Below are 19,480 nucleotides of genomic sequence, written 5' to 3'. Positions count from 1 at the left end.
GGAGTTTGAAGGTTTAACGTTTAAAGTTTGACGTTTAGCGCATATGTAGTTTGGGAATGGTTCGCGTTGAAGTGGGGAGGGGTAGAACGGTAGTCAGGGGATTTCAGTAGTATTGCATTTTTTTTTGAAAAAGCTGTTGCTGTTGACGCGGAAATGCTGCTAAGTATTTTAGAAATCGAATACCTGGGCAAGCATTTCTATTAGCCCAACTTATTTAGCATGTTGAAAAATGTATTATCTAATTGATAAATAAATAATTGTGAACATTGATGCATATTTAGCAAGAAGATAAAACGCAGCAAAAGCCGCTCTTTTATGCATTGTTTACAACCATACAACCATGGAAACAAAAAGCCATCTTAACCACACCTTATTGACTGATTACCAGTTTTTTCCCTGCATTGCCTGGTGCAGTGCTTTGTTTCGTTTTTCACATATCGAAATAGAGCAATATGAAAACTACCCGAAAAGCAGTTTTCGCAACCGGTGTGTAATTGCCGGGAGCAATGGCGTGGTTAACCTGAGTGTTCCGGTGGTGAATGGGCGCGATCAGAAAACACTTTTCAGGGAGGTACGCATCAGCGATACGGGTAACTGGCAGTTACAGCATTGGCGCACCGTTACCTCGTGTTATGGCAAGGCGCCCTTTTTTGAATACTATGCAGGCTACCTGGAAGCACTGCTGTTTACACGCCGGCATACACACCTGATTGACCTTAACCGCGACATTCTACAATGGCTGCAAAAAGTTCTGAAGGTAACGGCCGGCATAAGCGAAACAACACAGTTTGAATTGCAGACTACACGCGAAGGAGTGGCAGATTACCGCAATCACTGGCTGCCAAAGAACCAGGGCGATTATACTACGCCCCACTATTACCAGCTGTTTGAAGACCGGATTGGCTTTCAGCACAACCTGAGTATCCTGGATCTGCTGTTTTGCGAAGGCCCCAATGCAGGGCAGGTATTAATGGGTTAATGGTGTTTATTCTGTTCATAACACGTTTACATGCCAAAGCGGTATGTAAAATGATGTGTATATATGGCGTTTGTGGGAGTTAATTATTAAGATTTCTTAGAAAATTTCCGAAAAATTCGGTGTTACAACTATCTTTATATTTAAATTGTAGGAGCTAAGTTACTTAAGTAGCGCGGCTGCCGTCATAAAACCCCAAACCCAATATTTTTATGAAACTCCGGCTAAGTGTCATTTGCCTGGTTGCAGCGAGCTTTCATGCAACTGCCCAGCAACAACCGCAGTATACACAGTATATCCTCAACAATTTTATTATTAATCCCGCCGTTGCCGGTATCGAGAATTACTGGGATGTAAAAGCCAGTCACCGCCAGCAATGGGTTGGTTTGGATGGCGCACCTACCACCACTTATTTTACCATGCATGGCCCCCTCAGTAAAAGCGATTACAACAGGGAAACAGCCACCACAATACATCCTGACGGAGAAAATCCCAGGGGAGAAGCCTATTGGACAGATTATACCACACCACCGCCGCATGGCGGGGTTGGGGTAACAGTGATCAATGACCAGACTGGTCCGCTGAACATGTTTTCTGCCTCGGGTACTTTTTCCTATCACATCGGCCTGTCGTCACGTACCAACCTCAGTGGTGGTATTTCACTGGGCATGCAGCAGATGCGGTTAAATTCGAGCAAACTCAATTTCGGCGCACAGGCACCGATTGACCCTGCAGTTGCCGGCACAGGATATCTTAATAAAATACGCCCGCAGGTAGCCGGTGGGTTGTGGTTGTATTCTGCAGATTATTTCATGGGGCTTTCTGCACAGAATATCATCCCGCAGGGTATCGGGTTCGATAATGGGCATGTTACGGGCAACTCTATTGTAAAATACACGGGTAAATTAATTCCACACATATTCTTTGAAGCAGGCTACCGCATGTTCCTCAGCGATGATATCAGCCTGCTGCCTTCTGTGCTGCTGCGTTATGTATCGCCCACGCCGGCGAGTTTTGATTTGAACGTAAAATGGCAGTACCAGGATCGTTTCTGGCTGGGTGGTTCCTACCGCCACAAAGATGGCCTGGCTGCCATGGCAGGCATCAATATCAGCAGTGTGATCAATGTTGGTTATGCGTATGATTTAACCACTTCCCGTTTGAATGCCGTGAGCTACGGCACGCATGAGATTGTGGTGGGCTTCCTGCTGGGCAACAATTTTGGTGATTTGTGTCCGAGGAACATCTGGTAGGTGATGGTGAATCGTGAGTGGTGAGTGGTGAGTGATTTTGGCGGGTACCAAACCCGAGAATCGAGACATCGACAGTCGAGACTAGCTAAGCGAGTAATCTTCGTGAGACGTAAGACACCGGCAACGGCATCATGGTAGCCATAGATTTTCAAATTACTCCGGTGTTACCACTACCACATTTACCAGTTTGCCATTCAGCTGGATGTCTTTTGAGCGGATGTTGAGCGGCATGCCTGTACCTGTGGAGATAAGGGCATTGCCGGCTTGCGCTTTAATGAGCGGGTTATCGCTGTGCACCATCACTTTTACCTGGCGGTATTTGTCGGCTACTATCACGATCTGGCGGGCAGGAGCCGCTTCAGTACATGGCGGCGGCGCGGGCGCAGGTGTTGTAAATGCATCGAAAGATGGAATATTTATGTCAGGCGCAGCTACATTGAATTGATACTGGAAATCGTTGTCTGCATTAAATTTGAAAACAGGTTGCTCGTATGACCAGCCTTTGGGCTGTTTGTCTTTTTTACGCTGCTCTTTCTCTGGATGCTGCTGTTCTTTCATTTCATCAGCAGCCTTTTTCAGTTCCAGCTGTATATCGTTCTGAATTTTCTGCTTAATGGAATTGAGCGAATCGACGCTGAATAAATTGCCGTTTACATTTAGCTCGTTGATTTTTTGTACAGCAATATCCAGTGCCAGTTTAACGGAGTTGGATACATTGCCACCAAGGTCAACATGTTCCAGTTGCTGCAATGCCTGCATGGCCTGCGGCGTAAGTGCCCCGGCTGCCTGCGTTGCAGCAGTACGCTGTTGCAGCTGAAACGAGCGTACCATCTCGTTTTTAGCATGTTCAAACTCTACCTGTGCATGCTGCCATTCGTTATTAAACTGTGCACGCTGCAGTTGCAGCATGGCGTTTTTAATATCGTGGTTGATAGAGGCGGTATCAATCTGCCTTATCTGCAGCATGGCATCGCGTTTAATGCGTGTCAGCTCTTCCGGAGAAAGCACATTGGCCGGGATGCTGCCCAATGCTGCGTTGGCACTGGCTATGGCCTGGTTAGATACCTGTGCCGGTAATTCATCCAGCACGGGTTGTACATGAGCCAGGGCTGCCTGTACGGATTGTACAACGTGCGCAGAATTGATTAACTCGTTGCCTGCGCTTTCTGCTGCTTTGGTTACTTCTTCCTGCAAAGGCTTGGTAAGAAAGAATACCGGGCTGAACAACGGGTTGTCTACCCGCGCGGTAATAGGCTCTACCACGGTGGGCTGACCTGGTTTCACTGCCGCCACTGCATCATTGGCTGTATTGCGTTTAAGCGGCTGAAACCATGCAATAGAGCTCATAATGCCGGTCATAAGCAATAATGCCAGCAAATGCTGTTTGTATTGAAAACGTGCTTCTTTCTGGTTTAACATGCGTTTTACGCGTGAAAGCAGATCACCCTTTACTTCACCGCCGGCGTGCATGGCAACCGATGGGGCTGGCGGCAGGTAAGCGATACGCAGCAGGGCTTCTGCATACATACCGGGGTTGTACTGGAACTGCAGCACCCAGTCATCACAGCTGTTTTCCCTTTCCTTGCGCGCCATACGGGCCAGCAGCTGGGAAAAGGGGTTAAAGAACAGCGTTATTTCCATGATGCACTGCAACAGGTTAACCAGGTAGTCGGCCCTGCGTATGTGTGCCAGTTCATGCAGTATCACGGCTTCCATCTGTTCGGTGGTAAGCAGGTTAATACTTGCCAGTGGCACCAGGATTACGGGTTTCAGGAAACCAATGGTGAGCGGACTATTTACAAAGTTGGAAACATAAATCTGCACCTTGTTTTTGATGCCCAGTGTATCGGCCAGCTTTTGCGTAAACAGGCGCCATTCCACGTCTATTTTTTCCAGCCCGTCCCTGCGCAATTGTTGTGTGTAACGAAACTGCTGCATCCAGCGCACGAATAAAAACACCAGTAAACCCAGGTAGGCTATTGATAAATAAGGCAATGCCTGTTCAATATAAACAATGGCAGTAAGCAGTTTTGCATGAAAGCCTTCCTGCGTGGAAGTAATGAGCAGGTTGTTGCTGCTGGCTACATCAACCGATGCAGAAGAGGCGATAGCCATGGCTTCGGCACAGGCGCGGTAGTAGAACTGCAGGGTAAATATAAACCAGGTAAAACCCGCTGTTTGCGCCAGCAGCGCAATGCGGTAACGTGTGGCGGCTGCAAAACGGAAAACGCCGTTCAGCAGTGCGGCTACTATCCACAGCAATGCCATTTGCCATAAACTATTTGCGATTGCATAACCCAGTGCCTGTAAAAAAGGAGAGTGGGATAGAGCCTGCATAACGTTATTGTTTTTTCAGGTTGTCTAATAATTGCTGGATTTCGTCCAGTTCTGCTTTTGAAGGAGGTGTGTTACCGAGGGCCTGCATAACCAGCTGTGAAGTAGAGCCGCCAAACAGGGCGTCTACCATTTTGCCCACCAGCTGTTTCTGCGTACTGTCTTTGCTGATGTTGGGACGATAAATATGGGTTTTGCTTGAATCGTCGCGTGTTACAATCCCTTTTTCAAACATTATCTGCATCAGTTTGAGTGTGGTGGTGTAACCGCTTTCTTTATTCAGACTTAATTGTTCATGCACTTCACGAACAGTGGCCTGTTGCTTATCCCACAAAATCTGCAAAATCTCCAGTTCACTTTCGGTAGGCTTGACGTTCTTGGAAATTGACATATTACGAATTATTTCGTATCAAATGTAAGGATATTTTGAAATCAGGGTGTAAAAGCGGCGTTATTTTCTTGCCGTTCATCCAGTTTGAATGGTTTAATGGCTGGATTGCTGAATGGTTGGATGGATTATTGGCTGGTAATCAGTCTTGTCGGACTGTGTTTTTTCTTTTTTCCGGAGTTGCCTGGTGGTGAGGGTGGTGCCGTCGTTGCTCCAGCCCGGGGCGTTGAACAGGTAATTGAGGGCTTGTTTCAGGGAACGGGCCTTACGCATATCGCGCACAATGTTAAACCATTCGTGGAAAGCCACTTTTACGGGATTGAAGGTATTCACATTTTTAGTGAGGCCGTACGTGGGGCGGAAGACTTCCGGCTGGAAACTGCCAAACAACCTGTCCCAGATAATCAGGGTACCGCCGTGGTTTTTATCGAGGTAGGGCAAATCAACCCCATGGTGTACGCGGTGATGTGAGGGCGTGTTGAAAATATATTCGAACCAGCGCGGCATTTTGTGAACGGTTTCGGTATGTATCCAGAACTGGTACAGCAGGCTTATTGATTGCATCAGCATAATCATGCCCGGGTGAAACCCTGCCAGTGGCATCCAGGTCCAGAATACAAAAGCACCGGTTAAATTGCCGGTCCACGTTTGGCGTAAAGCAGCGGCCAGGTTGTACCGTTCAGACGAATGGTGCACTACATGAGAGGCCCAGAACCAGCGTATGGCATGACTGCTGCGGTGCATGCAGTAATAACTGAAATCATCTGCGAAAAAGCACAGCACCCAGGCCCACCATACAGTATAGGGAATGGTAAACAAACGGTAGGTATACAAAAAGCTAAACAGTACCAGTATCACACTCTTGGTAAGAATGCCGATAAACAAATTGCCCAGTCCTAGTGAAATGCTGGTGGCCGTATCTTTCACCTCGTAAATTTCCTTCTGTGTTTTTAATGCAAACAGCACTTCTGCCAGTATCAGCAGAATAAAGCCAGGTATGGCATGAACCAGTATATTGGGGAATTGTGGCATCGGCAATCGTCGTTAATAGCAATTTACTAAAATGGTTGGATTGTTTGATAGTTTAATGGTTGAAAAACAAAAGCAGCACACCTTGGTATGCTGCTTTTTTCTTTGTACCTGGTTTATGCTACAACACTTGCCGGATGCGTTTTGCAGGTTGTGTGCTTACATGCGCAGTAGTGTTGGATTGCTGTTTTTGCGAAGCAACGTCCTGCACCCTGGTATGGTGTACCTGTGCCAGCGTTGGTGCTACCACCAGTGACACGATGGACATCAGTTTAATCAGGATATTCATTGACGGACCGGATGTATCTTTAAAAGGATCACCCACGGTATCACCGGTTACAGAAGCCTTGTGCGGGTCTGATTTTTTGTAGTACATCTCACCATTTATTTCTACACCTTTCTCGAAGCTTTTTTTCGCGTTATCCCATGCACCGCCTGCATTGTTCTGGAACATACCCATCAACACACCGCTAACGGTAGCGCCTGCCAGAAAACCACCCAATGCTTCGGGACCGAGAATAAAACCGATGATCAGCGGCGAGAGTATGGCAATGGCGCCGGGCAGCATCATTTTTTTGATACTGGCCTGCGTAGAGATGGCCACACACTTATCGTATTCCGGTTTGCCGGTGCCTTCCATAATACCGGGTATCTGTTTAAACTGGCGGCGTACTTCCTGTACCATGGCCATGGCTGCTTCACCCACAGCGCGTATGGCCAGCGAGGAGAATATAAAAGGAATCATACCACCAACAAACAGGCTGGCCAGCACTTTGGCTTTGTAAATGTCAATGCCCTTAATACCTGCCACACCCACAAAAGCAGCAAACAGGGCAAGTGCAGTAAGCGCTGCAGAGGCAATGGCAAAACCTTTACCGGTGGCGGCAGTGGTGTTGCCCACTGCATCGAGCACGTCTGTTTTTTCACGCACTTCTTTGGGCAGTTCACTCATTTCAGCAATACCGCCTGCGTTATCGGCAATAGGGCCAAATGCATCAATAGCAAGCTGCATAGCGGTAGTAGCCATCATGCCTGCTGCGGCAATGGCAACACCATATAAACCGGCACATTCGTACGAGCCCCAGATACCGCCTGCCAGCACCAGTATTGGCAGAAAGGTAGATTCCATACCTACTGCCAGGCCGCCGATTACATTGGTGGCATGGCCTGTAGATGATTGCCTGATGATAGACAATACAGGTCTTTTTCCCATGGCTGTATAATATTCAGTGATCATGCTCATGAGTGTACCCACGGCCAGGCCAACAAGAATAGCACCCACCGTACCTGCCTGTGTAATGGCTTTGGCTCCTTCGCGCAATTCGGTGGTGCCGGGAATATAATCCCTGCGCAGGTAAACCGGTACTGAAGGCATAATATAATAAACCAATGCAGCGCTGGCAATGCCTGAAAGGATAATAGAACCCCAGTTACCCATGTTCAGGGCTTTTTGTACGTTGGCCGTATTAACACCGGCTGCATCACTCATTTTTACAAACAGTGTTCCCACAATAGAAAACAGGATGCCTGCGCCTGCAATAAGCATGGGCAGTAATATAGGAGCGAATCCACCATAATTATCTGTTGAAATGGCTTCCTGGCCAAGCACCATGGTAGCGAGTACGGTAGCTACATAAGAGCCGAACAAATCGGCGCCCATGCCTGCAACATCACCCACGTTATCGCCTACATTGTCTGCGATGGTGGCCGGGTTGCGGGGATCATCTTCCGGGATGCCTGCTTCCACTTTACCTACCAGGTCGGCACCTACGTCGGCAGCCTTGGTATAAATACCACCACCTACACGCGCAAACAGTGCGATAGATTCAGCACCCAGCGAAAAGCCGGTGAGTACTTCGATGGTGCGCACCATTTCCAGTGAATCGGCAGGCGCACCGGCAGCAAATGCCTGTTTTAATACAATAAATAAAACGCCCAGTCCAAGCACCGCCAATCCTGCAACGCCCAATCCCATTACCGATCCGCCGGTAAAAGAAACGCTGAGTGCTTTTGCGAGGCTGGTTCTGGCTGCCTGTGCCGTACGCACATTGGCCCTGGTGGCTATTTTCATTCCAATGTAACCTGCGGTGGCGCTGCTGATGGCGCCGAGAATAAATGCGAGCGCAATGCTCCAGTGCGAATTGGCATTGGCCTGGGCCATAAAACCAAGCAGCAATGCAACAATGACAACGAAATAAGAGAGTATTTTCCATTCGGCCTTCAAAAACGCCATAGCACCTTCCGCTATGTACCTGCTGATCTCCTGCATGCGGTCGTTACCAGCGTCCTGTTTCGAAACCCATTGAAATTTTGCGAAAGTGTACAGCAACCCCAGTACACCCGTTGCCGGAACGGCGTAAAAAAGAATTTGATTCATAAGCAAGAATGTCAGAGTTTTATTAAATGTTGTTGAATATAAGTTATGTGGCTTACAATAACAAAAAGAGGCTTATTAAAAACGGACAGCAGGGTATCAATTGCGTACACTACCTAACCAATTAAATGGCGTAATTGATTAGTAATCAACAACTATCATTACGGCATACCGGTTGACACTTATAAAATAAACGAACTTAACTATGAAGCGCGTTTCCCTGACTGCTGCCATATTCCTGCTTGCCATCTGCAGCCATGCCCAGCAACAACTCTTTAATCTTCCCGCATTACTGGCCAGTAACCGAATAGAAGTGGTGAACAGGAATGCGCAGGTGCAAACCATCAATCAAAAAGAAGGTGTTCATTTAACGGAAATGCCGGGCAGCGGTATTGCCTGGCTAAGAAATGTCAGTTTCTCGGAAGGAACTATTTCGGTAGATATCAAGGGCAAGAACATATCGCAGCAAAGCTTTGTAGGCATTGCGTTTCACGGCCTGAGCGATTCAACTTACGACGCCGTTTATTTTCGCCCCTTTAATTTCCGCGCGCCCGATGCTGTGCGCAGAAGTCATTCGGTGCAGTATATTTCCCTGCCTGCGTATGATTGGGAAAAGCTGCGCAATGAACACCCGAACATGTATGAGCAGGCCATAGACAGTGCCCCTGATCCGAACGACTGGTTTCATGTCACCATCAGGGTAAAAAGCGATAGTATCAGTGTGTACATTAACAATGCAGAGAAACCATCGCTGGAAGTAAAACCGCTCACGAGGCGCCGCAGCGGCATGCTGGGCCTGTGGGTAGGCAATAATTCTGCAGGAGACTGGTGCAACCTGGAAATCAGCAGGTAGCTTGAAAACAGCTGCAAGCTGCAAGCTTGATTATACAAGGGACACAGCCGGGATCATTGGGTGCTGTATTTCGAGAATCGAGAGGCGACACGTCGAGACTATCTTAGCGAGTTAGTGTTTAGCCAGCAGTAAGCTAATGTATAGCAGTAATTCATTTTTGAGGAGGCTGTAGGGGCACAACCGCGGGCATTTGGTCCATGTCAAATCTTTTGTAATTTCTTAAACGCCTGCCCCAGGTGTTCTATGATATCGCCGGGCAACAGGCTTTCCATGGATTGATTTTTGAGTGCAAGATCGGCCGCCAGGCCATGTATATAAACACCCAGCAGTGCAGCCTGTAAAGGTTCGTATTGCTGGGCCAGCAATGCTGTTAAAATGCCGGTAAGCACATCGCCACTGCCGCCTGTGGCCATACCGGGATTGCCGGTAGCATTAAAGTAGCCCCTGCCTGCAAAGGCAGTAAGGGTATAATGTCCCTTTAAGATAATCACAATCGAATGTTCACGCGAGGCATCGATGGCACGTTGCATGCGCGCAAAATCATCGGGCTGTTTGCCAAAGAGCCGCTCAAATTCTTTGGGGTGCGGACTGATAATTGATCCCGCCGGTATGTATTGCAGCAGCTGCTGGTTTTCGCTGATCAGGTTCAGTGCATCTGCATCCAATACCAGGGGCTTTTGAGCGTGCTGCAACAACTGTTCAAGCAAGGCGAGTGTGTCTTTTTCTGTACCAATGCCCGGGCCTGCACCAATGGTATATTTGCTGAGGTCTTCTTTTGCCGTGCTGTCGCGCGGTATGGTCATCGCCTCGGGTACCGCTGTTTGTAAAACAGGATAACCCCATTCAGGGGTGCTCACCGTAAGCAAACCCACACCCGAGCGCAAACAGGCGCGGGCTGCCATCAGCGAAGCGCCCATCTTACCTTTATTACCTGTTACCAGTAAGGCATGCCCATACGTACCCTTGTGTGCAAAACGTTGCCTGGGTTTATAGAACGATTGCATCAATGGCAGGGTAACCTGTTCCCAGTCACTGGGCTCTTCAGCTGCATAAGCGGGCAGCAGGCCAATGGGCAATACATGCACATCACCTGCATAAGCACCATTTTCTGCGGCAAGAAAACAGCGTTTGATGGTTTGGAAAGTCAGCGTATACCTGGCCTGTATAATGGTATTGCCTGCGGCTGAAGCATCTACATACATGCCGCTGGGCACATCAATGGCAATTACTTTGGCCTTTGCGTTATTGATATGTGTTACCAGTGTTTGTGACAGGTTTTGCAACGGGCGGTTTAAACCGCTGCCAAACAGCGCATCAATTACCCAGTCGTTACCGCTGATAACGGGCAAATGTGTTTCATCCTGTATAAAATGTATGGTATGGGTAACCGTATGCAGTTGCTGCAGGTTGGCCTGGAAATCGGCCGTGCCTTTTGCGCCAAACTCCAGTATGTATACAATGGGCTGTAAGCCGGCTGCAGTAAGCATTCTGGCAATAGCCAAACCGTCTCCGCCATTGTTGCCTTTACCGCAGAATATATGAATGCGTGCTGTATCAAGCTGTTTGCAATTGGCCATTATCCAGTCTGCGCAGGCGCCAGATGCACGCTCCATCAATTCAAGCGAAGTAATGGGCTCATGTGCAATGGTGTAAGCATCCCACCGTTGTATCTGCGAAGCGCTGAATAATTTTATGCCATACATTATTCTTCGAGTTTGTTATTGTCTGTTTTACCCGTAAACACATCGGCAATGCCCTTGGCCTTATAGATGTTGCGGTTAAACCGGTTGCCCAGCACAATAATGGTGGCCGTATCCTGCACCAGCCGGGTAAACACGGTGTTGGTGCCATGCCATTTGCCGTTGTGGTAAACAATGGTATCACCGTTATTGATAAACAGGCGCCAGCCCAAACCGTAATTGTGCATGGAGCGATGCTCCAGGCTGTTGGGTTTATAGGCAGTATCAAGTGTTGCGGCTTTTACAAAGGTATGCATGTACAGGGCTTTATCCCATAACAGCAAATCCTGCACGGTACTGTACACATTTTTATCGCCATAGGTGCAATCCAGGTGATCCATGGGATAGGGGCGGTTACCCATGTAGGTAGGCACATACTGGCTGGTATCTTTCATAGAGAAAATAAAACTGTGCGTCATGCCCAATGGGGTAAACACACTGTCTTTCATGTATTGCGGGAAGGGCATGCCGGTGATTTTTTCCACAATCATGGCCAGCATCACAAAGTTGGTGTTGCAGTAGTGAAATGCTTTATTGGGCAGGTTGTCAACACGCGGTTTGTGCTGTACCATAAACTGCAGTACATCTTCATTGCTGGCTTTTACTTTTTTGTTCCAGCAGCTATCCATAAAATACAGGTAGTTGGGTAACCCGCTGCGGTGGCTCAGCAGCATGCGGATGGTGATGCCATGGTAGGGCAGTTGCGGAATAAAACGCTGCACACTGTCATCGAGCGACAGACGCCCCTGTTCCCACAAACGCAGAACCGTAGTACCGGTGAATGTTTTTGAAACAGATGCAAGGTGAAAAGGTGTAGTGGGCGTTACCGGCGCCTTGGTGGCGAAATTGGCGTAGCCTTTATAATCTTCATACACTACCACACCATTTTTGGCTACCAGTATGGCGCCATTGAAAGCCGGGCCTAATATTTTATGGTATGCAGTTTCTACCGCGTTTTTATAGTAAGCCGCTGCAGCTTCGCTCAGCGGGGCAAAAGTAAAATCAGTAGTGATAACGCCACCGGTTGCGGCGGCTGCGTTCGTTTTATTTTTACTGGTGCCTTGGGAACAGGCACCACAACAGCAAAGAACAAGACCAAGAATATATACAAACAGTTTTTTAAAGCTCAGCTGATTCACCATATTCAGATTTGTTTCAACGGGTATTTGGCCGTAATCCTGTTCTGCAAACAAAGAGCTTGCCACAACATATCCGGATTTCAACAGAAAAGGCCTTTATTGGTTCAATTGCGGCAAAAATAGGAGAATTGTCTGCACATAATTTTCTAAATCTTTGTTACCGCCTTTATCTTTACGGGCTTCAAGCAATAAATTATGGCCCTCGTTCTGTTCGACAATGAAGAAAGAAGCAGCCTTTTCCCGCTTTCGCATACACGCAGTGTAAGTGACCTGCGTATAGGCATACTCCGCATCCGCGAAAAATGGGAGCTGCTTACCGGCCAACCGGTATTTGTTTTCACCGAGAGCTATCTGCAACACCTGTACCCGGCCATACCGGCAGGGGAACACACCTGGGTGGATGCCGCTGTTTTACCTGACGCACACATTGTGGAAGCCGTGCTGCAACTCACGCCGGGCGAGGCTTTGCAGGATGACAGGCTGATTGCAGGCCGTATTGATTTTAGCGCTGGCCCATTACATACCACTCCCACCATTGCGTTGTTTTCGTTGCATAAGACGGTTGAAACCGTAAAACGCCTGCATTACCCCTGGCAGATTTTTTTATGGAATGATGTGTACCTGCGCAACGATTTTACGTTACTTACCCGCAACCGTGTATCACAGCCCATACCGCCCGATTGCCGCGTGGCCAATACCGCACAGGTATTTATTGAAGAAGGCGCTGTAATAGAATACGCCACCCTGAATGCAACTGAAGGCCCCATATACATTGGTAAAAATGCATTGGTAATGGACGGTGCCTGTATCCGCGGGCCGTTTGCCATGTGCGAAAAGGCAGTCATAAAAATGGGCGCTAAAATTTATGGCGCCACCACCATTGGCCCTTACTGCTCGGCAGGCGGGGAAATAAAAAATGTGGTGCTTACTGCATTCAGCAACAAGGCGCACGATGGTTACCTTGGCGATTCGGTGATAGGAGAGTGGTGCAATATGGGCGCAGGCACCAGTAACAGCAATGTAAAAAACACGGGCGGAGAAGTAAAAGTATGGCACTCTTACAGCGATAAAATGATCACGGTGGGCATCAAGTGCGGACTGGTAATGGGCGATTACAGCCGTACTGCCATCAATACCGCCATCAATACCGGTTCGGTCATTGGCACCTGCTGCAATGTTTTCAGTGAAGGACTAACCCCCCGGCTGATTCCCGATTTTGTGTGGGGCACGCGCGGACTTACGCGTTACGAATTTGATAAAGCGCTGCGTGACATTAATAACTGGAAAAAAATGAAACATCAGTCGCTCACGAATGAAGAAACAGCCGTTTTGAAACATATCTTTGAGCACTTTTCACAACAAACGGTAAAGCACGTTTCATGAAGAAATACGAGTACCAATATTACGAGATTCCAACGGCCGGCAGCATCAGTACCACAGTTGATATTCACAAAATGATCGGTGAACTGAACGATCTGGGACAGAAAGGCTGGGAAGTAGCCACCTCCTTAGATATCAACCAACTGAATGCAGGCCATAAAGTAGCCACGATTATCTTAAAAAGAGAAATACAATAAACATGAGAGCACAGATAGCTGCCGCCAACTGGAAAATGAACCTTACCCTGCAACAGGGTGAAGCTTTGCTCGACGATCTGTCAAAAGCAACCGACAATCTCGACAACCACCGGGTGGTGATTTTCGCCGTTCCTTCGCCGTACCTCGCTATGGCTCAGGAAAAAATTAAAGGCAAAACCAATGTATTCATTGCCGCGCAAAACGTATACAATAAAAAATCAGGCGCTTTTACCGGCGAAATTTCTGTAGAGATGCTCGCCTCTCTCGGTATTCAGTGGGTAGTGCTTGGCCACTCTGAAAGAAGGGAATATTTCAATGAAACCAATGCCCTGCTGGCAGAAAAAGTAAACCTGGTGCTTGAGTTTAACCAGCAGCCTATTTTCTGCTGCGGCGAACCCCTCGAAATCAGGGAAAAAGGCACACAGAACGATTATGTAGCTACCCAACTGCAGGAATCACTTTGCCACCTGAGCGCTGAACAACTGCAGAAAGTGGTAATTGCCTACGAACCCATCTGGGCTATTGGCACAGGCAAAACGGCTACCAGCGAACAGGCCCAGGAAATGCACGCATTCATCCGCGCAGAACTGGCTAAAAAATACGGCAACGAAGTAGCTGACAATATCACTATTTTATATGGTGGCAGTGTAAAGGCAGCAAATGCCAAAGAAATCTTCGGCATGCCCGATGTAGACGGCGGCTTGGTAGGCGGTGCCTCACTGGTGGGAAGCGAATTCGCGACTATCATCAGCAGCCTGAAATAAAAAGAAGCGTTTAGCTTTTAGCCATTAGCTGATAGCGAATAGCACGGAATAACAACCGGCGGAAGAAATTTACTTCCGCCGGTTTCATTTTTAGGGCCTGGAAGAAGAGTTGTAAGTATCTGAAATGAATGTTTCAAACAGCATTAAGTGTTTGATTATTAGATTGTTTGGAAGTAATGATTCGATCCCTCAGCTTTTCCATTATCTTTGCCGCAGTGCCCTTGTGGTATCAGCATAGAAACCATTGAAGGCGAACATATTATATGAAGCATATCAGGAATTTTTGCATTATCGCACACATTGACCACGGTAAAAGTACCCTGGCAGACCGTTTACTGGAACATACCAAAACCATCGGCGAACGTGACATGATGAACCAGGTGCTCGACGACATGGATCTCGAGCGCGAAAAAGGCATTACGATTAAAAGTCATGCCATTCAGATGAGCTACACTTACAAAGGCGAAAAATACATTTTCAATCTCATTGATACTCCCGGCCATGTTGACTTCAGCTATGAAGTAAGCCGTGCGCTGGCTGCGTGCGAAGGCGCGCTGCTGCTGGTAGATGCTTCACAGGGTATCCAGGCCCAAACCATCAGCAACCTGTACCTGGCTATTGGCAACGATCTCGAAATTATCCCCGTTATCAATAAAATTGATATGGAAGGCGCGATGATTCCCGAGGTGAAAGACCAGATTATTGACCTTATTGGTTGTAAAGACGAGGATATCCTGCTGGCCAGTGGCAAAAGCGGTATTGGTATTGAGGAAATACTGGCGGCTGTGGTAGAACGCATTCCTGCCCCCAAAGGCGATGTAGAAGCACCGCTGCAGGCACTGATTTTCGACAGCGTGTTCAACAGCTTCCGCGGTATCATTGCATATTACCGCATCTTCAACGGCACAATCCGCAAGGGCGATAAAATTAAATTCATTGCCACCGGCGCTACTTACGAAGCTGATGAAATCGGCGTACTGAAACTCGGCCTCGACGAGCGTAAGGAAGTAAGAGCTGGTGACGTAGGATATATTATTACCGGCATTAAAAACGCCAAGGAAGTAAAAGTAGGCGATACTATTACGCTTACCAGTGCACCCGGCGAAGCCATCAACGGTTTTGAAGAGGTAAAACCGATGGTATTTGCAGGCATCTTCCCTGTGGTAACAGAAGACTTTGAAGAGCTGCGCGAGTGCATGGATAAACTGCAGCTGAACGATGCTTCACTCACTTATGAAATTGAAACATCGCAGGCGCTTGGCTTTGGTTTCCGATGCGGATTCCTCGGCCTGCTGCACATGGAAATTATCCAGGAACGCCTGGAGCGCGAGTTTAACCAAACCGTGATTACCACGGTGCCCAACGTAAGCTTTATCGCTTATACTACCCGCGATGAGAAGATCATTGTAAACAACCCGGCTGAAATGCCTGATGTGGTGAAGGTAGGCCGTATTGAAGAGCCTTTCATCCGCGCGCAGATCATCACCCTGCCTGATTATATCGGCAACATTATGACGCTTTGCCTGGGCAAACGTGGCATACTGCTTAACCAGAGCTATTTAACCACCAGCCGTGTAGAGCTTATTTTTGAAATGCCTTTAACGGAGATTGTATTTGACTTTTATGATAAACTGAAAAGCTCTACCAGGGGATATGCTTCATTTGATTATACCCCGATTGGTTACCGGGATGCAGATATCGTAAAAATGGACATATTGCTGAACGGTGATAAGGTGGATGCACTGAGTGCGCTTATTCACCGCAGCCGTGCACAGGACTTCGGCCGTAAACTGTGCGAGAAACTGAAAGAACTGTTGCCACGACAGCAATTCATGATCGCCATCCAGGCGGCTATCGGAGCGAAAGTGGTAGCCAGGGAAACCATCAGCGCCATGCGTAAAGACGTTACTGCCAAATGTTATGGTGGTGACATCAGCCGTAAACGCAAGCTACTGGAAAAACAGAAAGAAGGTAAAAAACGTATGCGCCAGATAGGTAACGTGGAAGTGCCGCAAGAAGCCTTCCTCGCTGTACTGAAGCTGGACTAATCAATGCACATAGGATAAACAACCAACAGGCGTACAGCAATGTGCGCCTGTTTTTTTATGCAGCAGAAATCGCTCTCAAAGGAGTGCTTCGGACAGATCAAGTGGTTCTCTTATCTTACTAATACTATTTTCTGCTGCACCAATCTCTTTCCATCTTCGCCCACCACTGCAATATATGTTCCGGCAGGTAAGCCCTGTAATGCAACAGTTTCCAGCGTATTCTGCAATGCATGCTGCAATACCGGTTTGCCCTGCATATTGTAGAGGTACAGCGTTTTGTTAAAGGGCGTTTTACACAACACCTGCAATGCGCCGCCCGCTGTTACAGGGTTGGGGAATAACAGGATGTCTGCCTTTGCCCAATAATATACAGAAGACAACTGGCTGTACAATGCGATACCCTTGCTATTTACCAGCACCGCGCGATAGGTGTTGATGCCGCTTAATAAAGAACTATCTGTAAACCGGTATTGCAATGCATTCACCGGTTCAATGTTTTTCAGCAGCTGCCAGCCATTGGGTGTTTGTTTTTCAAAACGGATGCGTTGCAACTGGTACACGCTGCCCAGCTGTAAGGTAAGCAGGGCCTGGTTTTGCAGTTGCAGATCGGTGGTGAAGTTGTTGAAGAAACAGCTGGTGCCTTGCAGGCTGTAGTCAATAGAATAGCTAAGGCCGCCTTGTATGCCGTTTGCAAACAACGGGGCTACTGCATAGTAATTACCGGCGTTTGGCTGCTGATGCAGTACAACCAGTGTGTCTGCCATATCCGCAACCGGCTCAAGGTATTGTTGCTGCAGGTTGTATAAACGGTAACCGGCAACACCCGGCGTTGCAGGCCAGTGCAGCAGCAATGAATCGGCACAGGCAAAGCCAACTGCAGGGTAGGGCTGCCTTGAAATAGTAAAGGTATCGGAAGTGTAACTGCCTTGTGCGGTAACCACGCGTGCAATGGCGACACAGGTAGTGTCAGGCGCCAGCCAGCGGTAATAAGGCGCGGCAGTATTCAGCGTGTCGGTGATTTTAACGAAGCTGCTGCCTGCGTTGTAACTTAGGTACAGGCTGGCATTGCGTTCCGGCACCAGTGTGCTGTTCCATTTAAAAATGTTGTTGGTGCCTGCTATAAAATGTGTGTTGGCAACAGGGGAAGTGAAGGTAAAGTGATTGGCTGTATCCCATTGCCAGGTGATGTAAAATGACTGGTTGCCCTGTACCCGCCGCCCGTTGATGTGTAATAGATAGTCGCCGGGTTCGGGTGTGTCAATGGTGACTTGTTCTGCCACATTCAATGTGTCTTGTCCGCGGGTTGCTGTTTGTTGTAATGCAGGCTCTGCGGGTGTTGTATGCAATATCCAGGGCAACCAGGTGCTGTCACCCTGCTGCACCGTAAGGTCCAGGTCGTTTACCAGGGCAGCAGTAGCGTTGGCTGCGGCAGGCTGGTCAGTCCATGCAAGTGTTATTTTCAGTCGTACCGCATTGGCCGGCACAGTCAGCTGCAACGAATTGCTTTGCCCTTGTTGCACTACGCCGCGGGCAAACTGGTTATTGCTGATATTGGCCACAGCACGGTACGCATTAAGCATACCATAGCCTGATGTATAATCCGGGCCCGGGTTGGCCATATCGTCTGCACTGTTCAGTAGCACTGCTTTTACCAGGGCTGCTGCCGGCAATTGATTGCTGTGTTGTGTACGATAAGCATCCTGCAACAACAAACAGGTGCCCGATACCAGCGCTGCGGCGCCCGATGTGCCATCCTGGCCATAGGCTGAAAGATCAGGTTTTATGCGGCCATCATAGGCAGGTCCTTTTGAACTGAGCAGCGGCACATTGTAAAACGAATCCACACCACCTGCCACCAGTATATTCTTTGCCATTTTATAGCTGCCCGTAATATTGGCCCAACCGGTAATACCCTGGTACAGGCCATCAGCTGCTGCGGCATCGCCGCTATTGCCTGATGAAAACACGTGCACCAGGCTGGTATCGGTGTTTACGCTCGCATCGTAGGCAGCTGCATCTCCACCATAATAATTTTCAATAGCACCGCCGTAGGAGTGGTTCTGAACGGTAATGTGGTACTGCCGGTAAGCGGCCGTATCGGGCAGCAGTTCATTAAAATCCAGTGCGCAAAGCGTTGCGCCTTTTGCAACACCTGCACCGGTGAAATAAGTGTTGCCTGCACCGGCAATGCTGGTAGCCATTTGCGTGGCATGTACCGAAATAGTACTGGCACTGTTGCCGGTAACCAGCGTACGCTGGCGCAGATCAATATCGCTTGTGTCGAAACAGTTTTCCTTTACTGATGCAATAAGTCCGCTGCCCGTTAGCGCCGGATAACGCGCGTGTACGGTGTTGATGCTGTTAAAGGTTTCATTGAAATCAGCGAGTGCCGTTTCTTCATGCACAGGTTTATGGCCGCGGTCTATCAGCAGTACATAGGGCAGGGCGGCAATACTGTCGAATACAAAGCGGGTATCGGCTTGAATGGTGAACAATCCTGCTGCCCTGTTATAACCAGATTGCTGCACGTTAGTATTATGCAGTTGCAGGTAGCGGATGAATGCCGCGGCGTTTTGCACACTCACCTGGAAAACGGATTTACCTGTTGTTTTTGCGACTGCATGGTAGGGCAGCAGGGCAGGCGCCAGCTTCCAGTAATGGTTAGCGGGTTGCAGGTGAAAGCGGCTGTTTGCACCGGACAATGCCGGATCGTTCAAAAACTGTACAATATATGTGGTGGCATTTATTACATGCACCAATCTTGCCCCTTCCGGTAAAGAATCAGGATGATTACTCTTCAAGATAAAAAGCCGGCAACTGTCCTTATTCGATTGATTATTAATAAAATAATTGAATCCCGGTTTATCCTTATGGCTAACCTGCGCGTTTCCCCATGCGGTAATTATCAGTAACGGTATGAAGACCAACCATCTCATATACAATCAATAATAACCCAATATAAAATAATTTTAACTAATTTTTAATTTTATAATGTTTAAGCGTTAA

14 protein-coding genes are annotated in these 19,480 nt (G+C 48.1%); 7 read left to right on the top strand and 7 right to left on the bottom strand.

The annotated features are described in order from the left end of the window. Positions 1–340 precede the first annotated feature (340 nt). Both DXN05_RS11395 and DXN05_RS11390 read left to right on the top strand, forming a co-directional pair. A complete protein-coding gene (locus DXN05_RS11395) occupies positions 341–979 on the top strand; it encodes a WbqC family protein (protein ID WP_116847373.1) in 639 nt (212 codons plus the stop codon). Between the two features lie 209 nt (positions 980–1,188). Beyond that, the gene (locus DXN05_RS11390) at positions 1,189–2,229 is read left to right on the top strand and encodes a PorP/SprF family type IX secretion system membrane protein (protein ID WP_116847372.1); all 1,041 of its coding nucleotides are present in this window, start codon (positions 1,189–1,191) and stop codon (positions 2,227–2,229) included. A gap of 153 nt (positions 2,230–2,382) precedes the next feature. Here the strand turns inward: DXN05_RS11390 and DXN05_RS11385 are convergent, their stop codons facing one another. The 4 genes from DXN05_RS11385 to DXN05_RS11370 form a co-directional block, all read right to left on the bottom strand. Then, on the bottom strand, positions 2,383–4,566 hold the full coding sequence (locus tag DXN05_RS11385) for a M56 family metallopeptidase (protein ID WP_116847371.1): 2,184 nt from the start codon (positions 4,564–4,566) through the stop codon (positions 2,383–2,385). A gap of 4 nt (positions 4,567–4,570) precedes the next feature. Beyond that, complete coding sequence (locus tag DXN05_RS11380) at positions 4,571–4,954, bottom strand: BlaI/MecI/CopY family transcriptional regulator (RefSeq protein ID WP_116847370.1); 384 nt, start codon at positions 4,952–4,954, stop codon at positions 4,571–4,573. Positions 4,955–5,047: 93 nt separating this feature from the next. After that, complete coding sequence (locus DXN05_RS11375) at positions 5,048–5,983, bottom strand: sterol desaturase family protein (RefSeq protein ID WP_116847369.1); 936 nt, start codon at positions 5,981–5,983, stop codon at positions 5,048–5,050. Positions 5,984–6,101: 118 nt separating this feature from the next. Beyond that, on the bottom strand, positions 6,102–8,357 hold the full coding sequence (locus DXN05_RS11370) for a sodium-translocating pyrophosphatase (RefSeq protein WP_116847368.1): 2,256 nt from the start codon (positions 8,355–8,357) through the stop codon (positions 6,102–6,104). 202 nt (positions 8,358–8,559) lie between these two features. Between DXN05_RS11370 and DXN05_RS11365 the strand changes: the two genes are divergently transcribed. Beyond that, a complete protein-coding gene (locus DXN05_RS11365; RefSeq protein WP_116847367.1) occupies positions 8,560–9,207 on the top strand; it encodes a hypothetical protein in 648 nt (215 codons plus the stop codon). A gap of 200 nt (positions 9,208–9,407) precedes the next feature. Here DXN05_RS11365 and DXN05_RS11360 read toward each other — a convergent pair whose 3' ends face one another. Next, on the bottom strand, positions 9,408–10,910 hold the full coding sequence (locus DXN05_RS11360; protein ID WP_245975187.1) for an NAD(P)H-hydrate dehydratase: 1,503 nt from the start codon (positions 10,908–10,910) through the stop codon (positions 9,408–9,410). After that, positions 10,910–12,088, bottom strand: coding sequence for a serine hydrolase domain-containing protein (locus DXN05_RS11355; protein WP_116847581.1), 1,179 nt, complete (start codon positions 12,086–12,088; stop codon positions 10,910–10,912). The genes DXN05_RS11360 and DXN05_RS11355 overlap by 1 nt, the downstream gene beginning before the upstream one ends. A gap of 192 nt (positions 12,089–12,280) precedes the next feature. Here DXN05_RS11355 and DXN05_RS11350 point away from each other — a divergent pair, with 192 nt between their 5' ends. The 4 genes from DXN05_RS11350 to lepA all read left to right on the top strand — a co-directional run bounded on the left by DXN05_RS11350 (position 12,281) and on the right by lepA (position 16,474). Next, positions 12,281–13,468 (top strand): putative sugar nucleotidyl transferase, encoded by a 1,188-nt coding sequence (locus DXN05_RS11350; RefSeq protein WP_116847366.1) that lies wholly within the window; start codon positions 12,281–12,283, stop codon positions 13,466–13,468. Next, a complete protein-coding gene (locus tag DXN05_RS11345; RefSeq protein WP_116847365.1) occupies positions 13,465–13,662 on the top strand; it encodes a DUF4177 domain-containing protein in 198 nt (65 codons plus the stop codon). Before DXN05_RS11350 ends, DXN05_RS11345 begins: the two co-directional genes overlap by 4 nt. 2 nt (positions 13,663–13,664) lie before the next feature. Further along, complete coding sequence (gene tpiA / locus DXN05_RS11340) at positions 13,665–14,426, top strand: triose-phosphate isomerase (RefSeq protein ID WP_116847364.1); 762 nt, start codon at positions 13,665–13,667, stop codon at positions 14,424–14,426. 263 nt (positions 14,427–14,689) lie between these two features. Further along, a complete protein-coding gene (gene lepA / locus DXN05_RS11335; protein ID WP_116847363.1) occupies positions 14,690–16,474 on the top strand; it encodes a translation elongation factor 4 in 1,785 nt (594 codons plus the stop codon). A gap of 110 nt (positions 16,475–16,584) precedes the next feature. Here the strand turns inward: lepA and DXN05_RS11330 are convergent, their stop codons facing one another. After that, entirely contained in the window at positions 16,585–19,275 is a 2,691-nt protein-coding gene (locus DXN05_RS11330) for a S8 family peptidase (protein ID WP_158559217.1), read from the bottom strand. Positions 19,276–19,480: the final 205 nt, after the last annotated feature.

The organism is Deminuibacter soli (genome assembly GCF_003412455.1).
Classification (GTDB): Bacteria; Bacteroidota; Bacteroidia; order Chitinophagales; family Chitinophagaceae; genus Deminuibacter; species Deminuibacter soli.
The sequence above is the reverse complement of the archived record's forward strand: the minus strand, read 5'-3'. Positions and strand labels throughout refer to the sequence as shown.

Coding starts and splice junctions, on each gene's coding strand:
- DXN05_RS11395 (WP_116847373.1), top strand. CDS start 341: ATGGAAACAAAAAGCCATCTTAACCACACCTTATTGACTGATTACCAG.
- DXN05_RS11390 (WP_116847372.1), top strand. CDS start 1,189: ATGAAACTCCGGCTAAGTGTCATTTGCCTGGTTGCAGCGAGCTTTCAT.
- DXN05_RS11385 (WP_116847371.1), bottom strand. CDS start 4,566: ATGCAGGCTCTATCCCACTCTCCTTTTTTACAGGCACTGGGTTATGCA.
- DXN05_RS11380 (WP_116847370.1), bottom strand. CDS start 4,954: ATGTCAATTTCCAAGAACGTCAAGCCTACCGAAAGTGAACTGGAGATT.
- DXN05_RS11375 (WP_116847369.1), bottom strand. CDS start 5,983: ATGCCACAATTCCCCAATATACTGGTTCATGCCATACCTGGCTTTATT.
- DXN05_RS11370 (WP_116847368.1), bottom strand. CDS start 8,357: ATGAATCAAATTCTTTTTTACGCCGTTCCGGCAACGGGTGTACTGGGG.
- DXN05_RS11365 (WP_116847367.1), top strand. CDS start 8,560: ATGAAGCGCGTTTCCCTGACTGCTGCCATATTCCTGCTTGCCATCTGC.
- DXN05_RS11360 (WP_245975187.1), bottom strand. CDS start 10,910: ATGTATGGCATAAAATTATTCAGCGCTTCGCAGATACAACGGTGGGAT.
- DXN05_RS11355 (WP_116847581.1), bottom strand. CDS start 12,088: ATGGTGAATCAGCTGAGCTTTAAAAAACTGTTTGTATATATTCTTGGT.
- DXN05_RS11350 (WP_116847366.1), top strand. CDS start 12,281: ATGGCCCTCGTTCTGTTCGACAATGAAGAAAGAAGCAGCCTTTTCCCG.
- DXN05_RS11345 (WP_116847365.1), top strand. CDS start 13,465: ATGAAGAAATACGAGTACCAATATTACGAGATTCCAACGGCCGGCAGC.
- tpiA (WP_116847364.1), top strand. CDS start 13,665: ATGAGAGCACAGATAGCTGCCGCCAACTGGAAAATGAACCTTACCCTG.
- lepA (WP_116847363.1), top strand. CDS start 14,690: ATGAAGCATATCAGGAATTTTTGCATTATCGCACACATTGACCACGGT.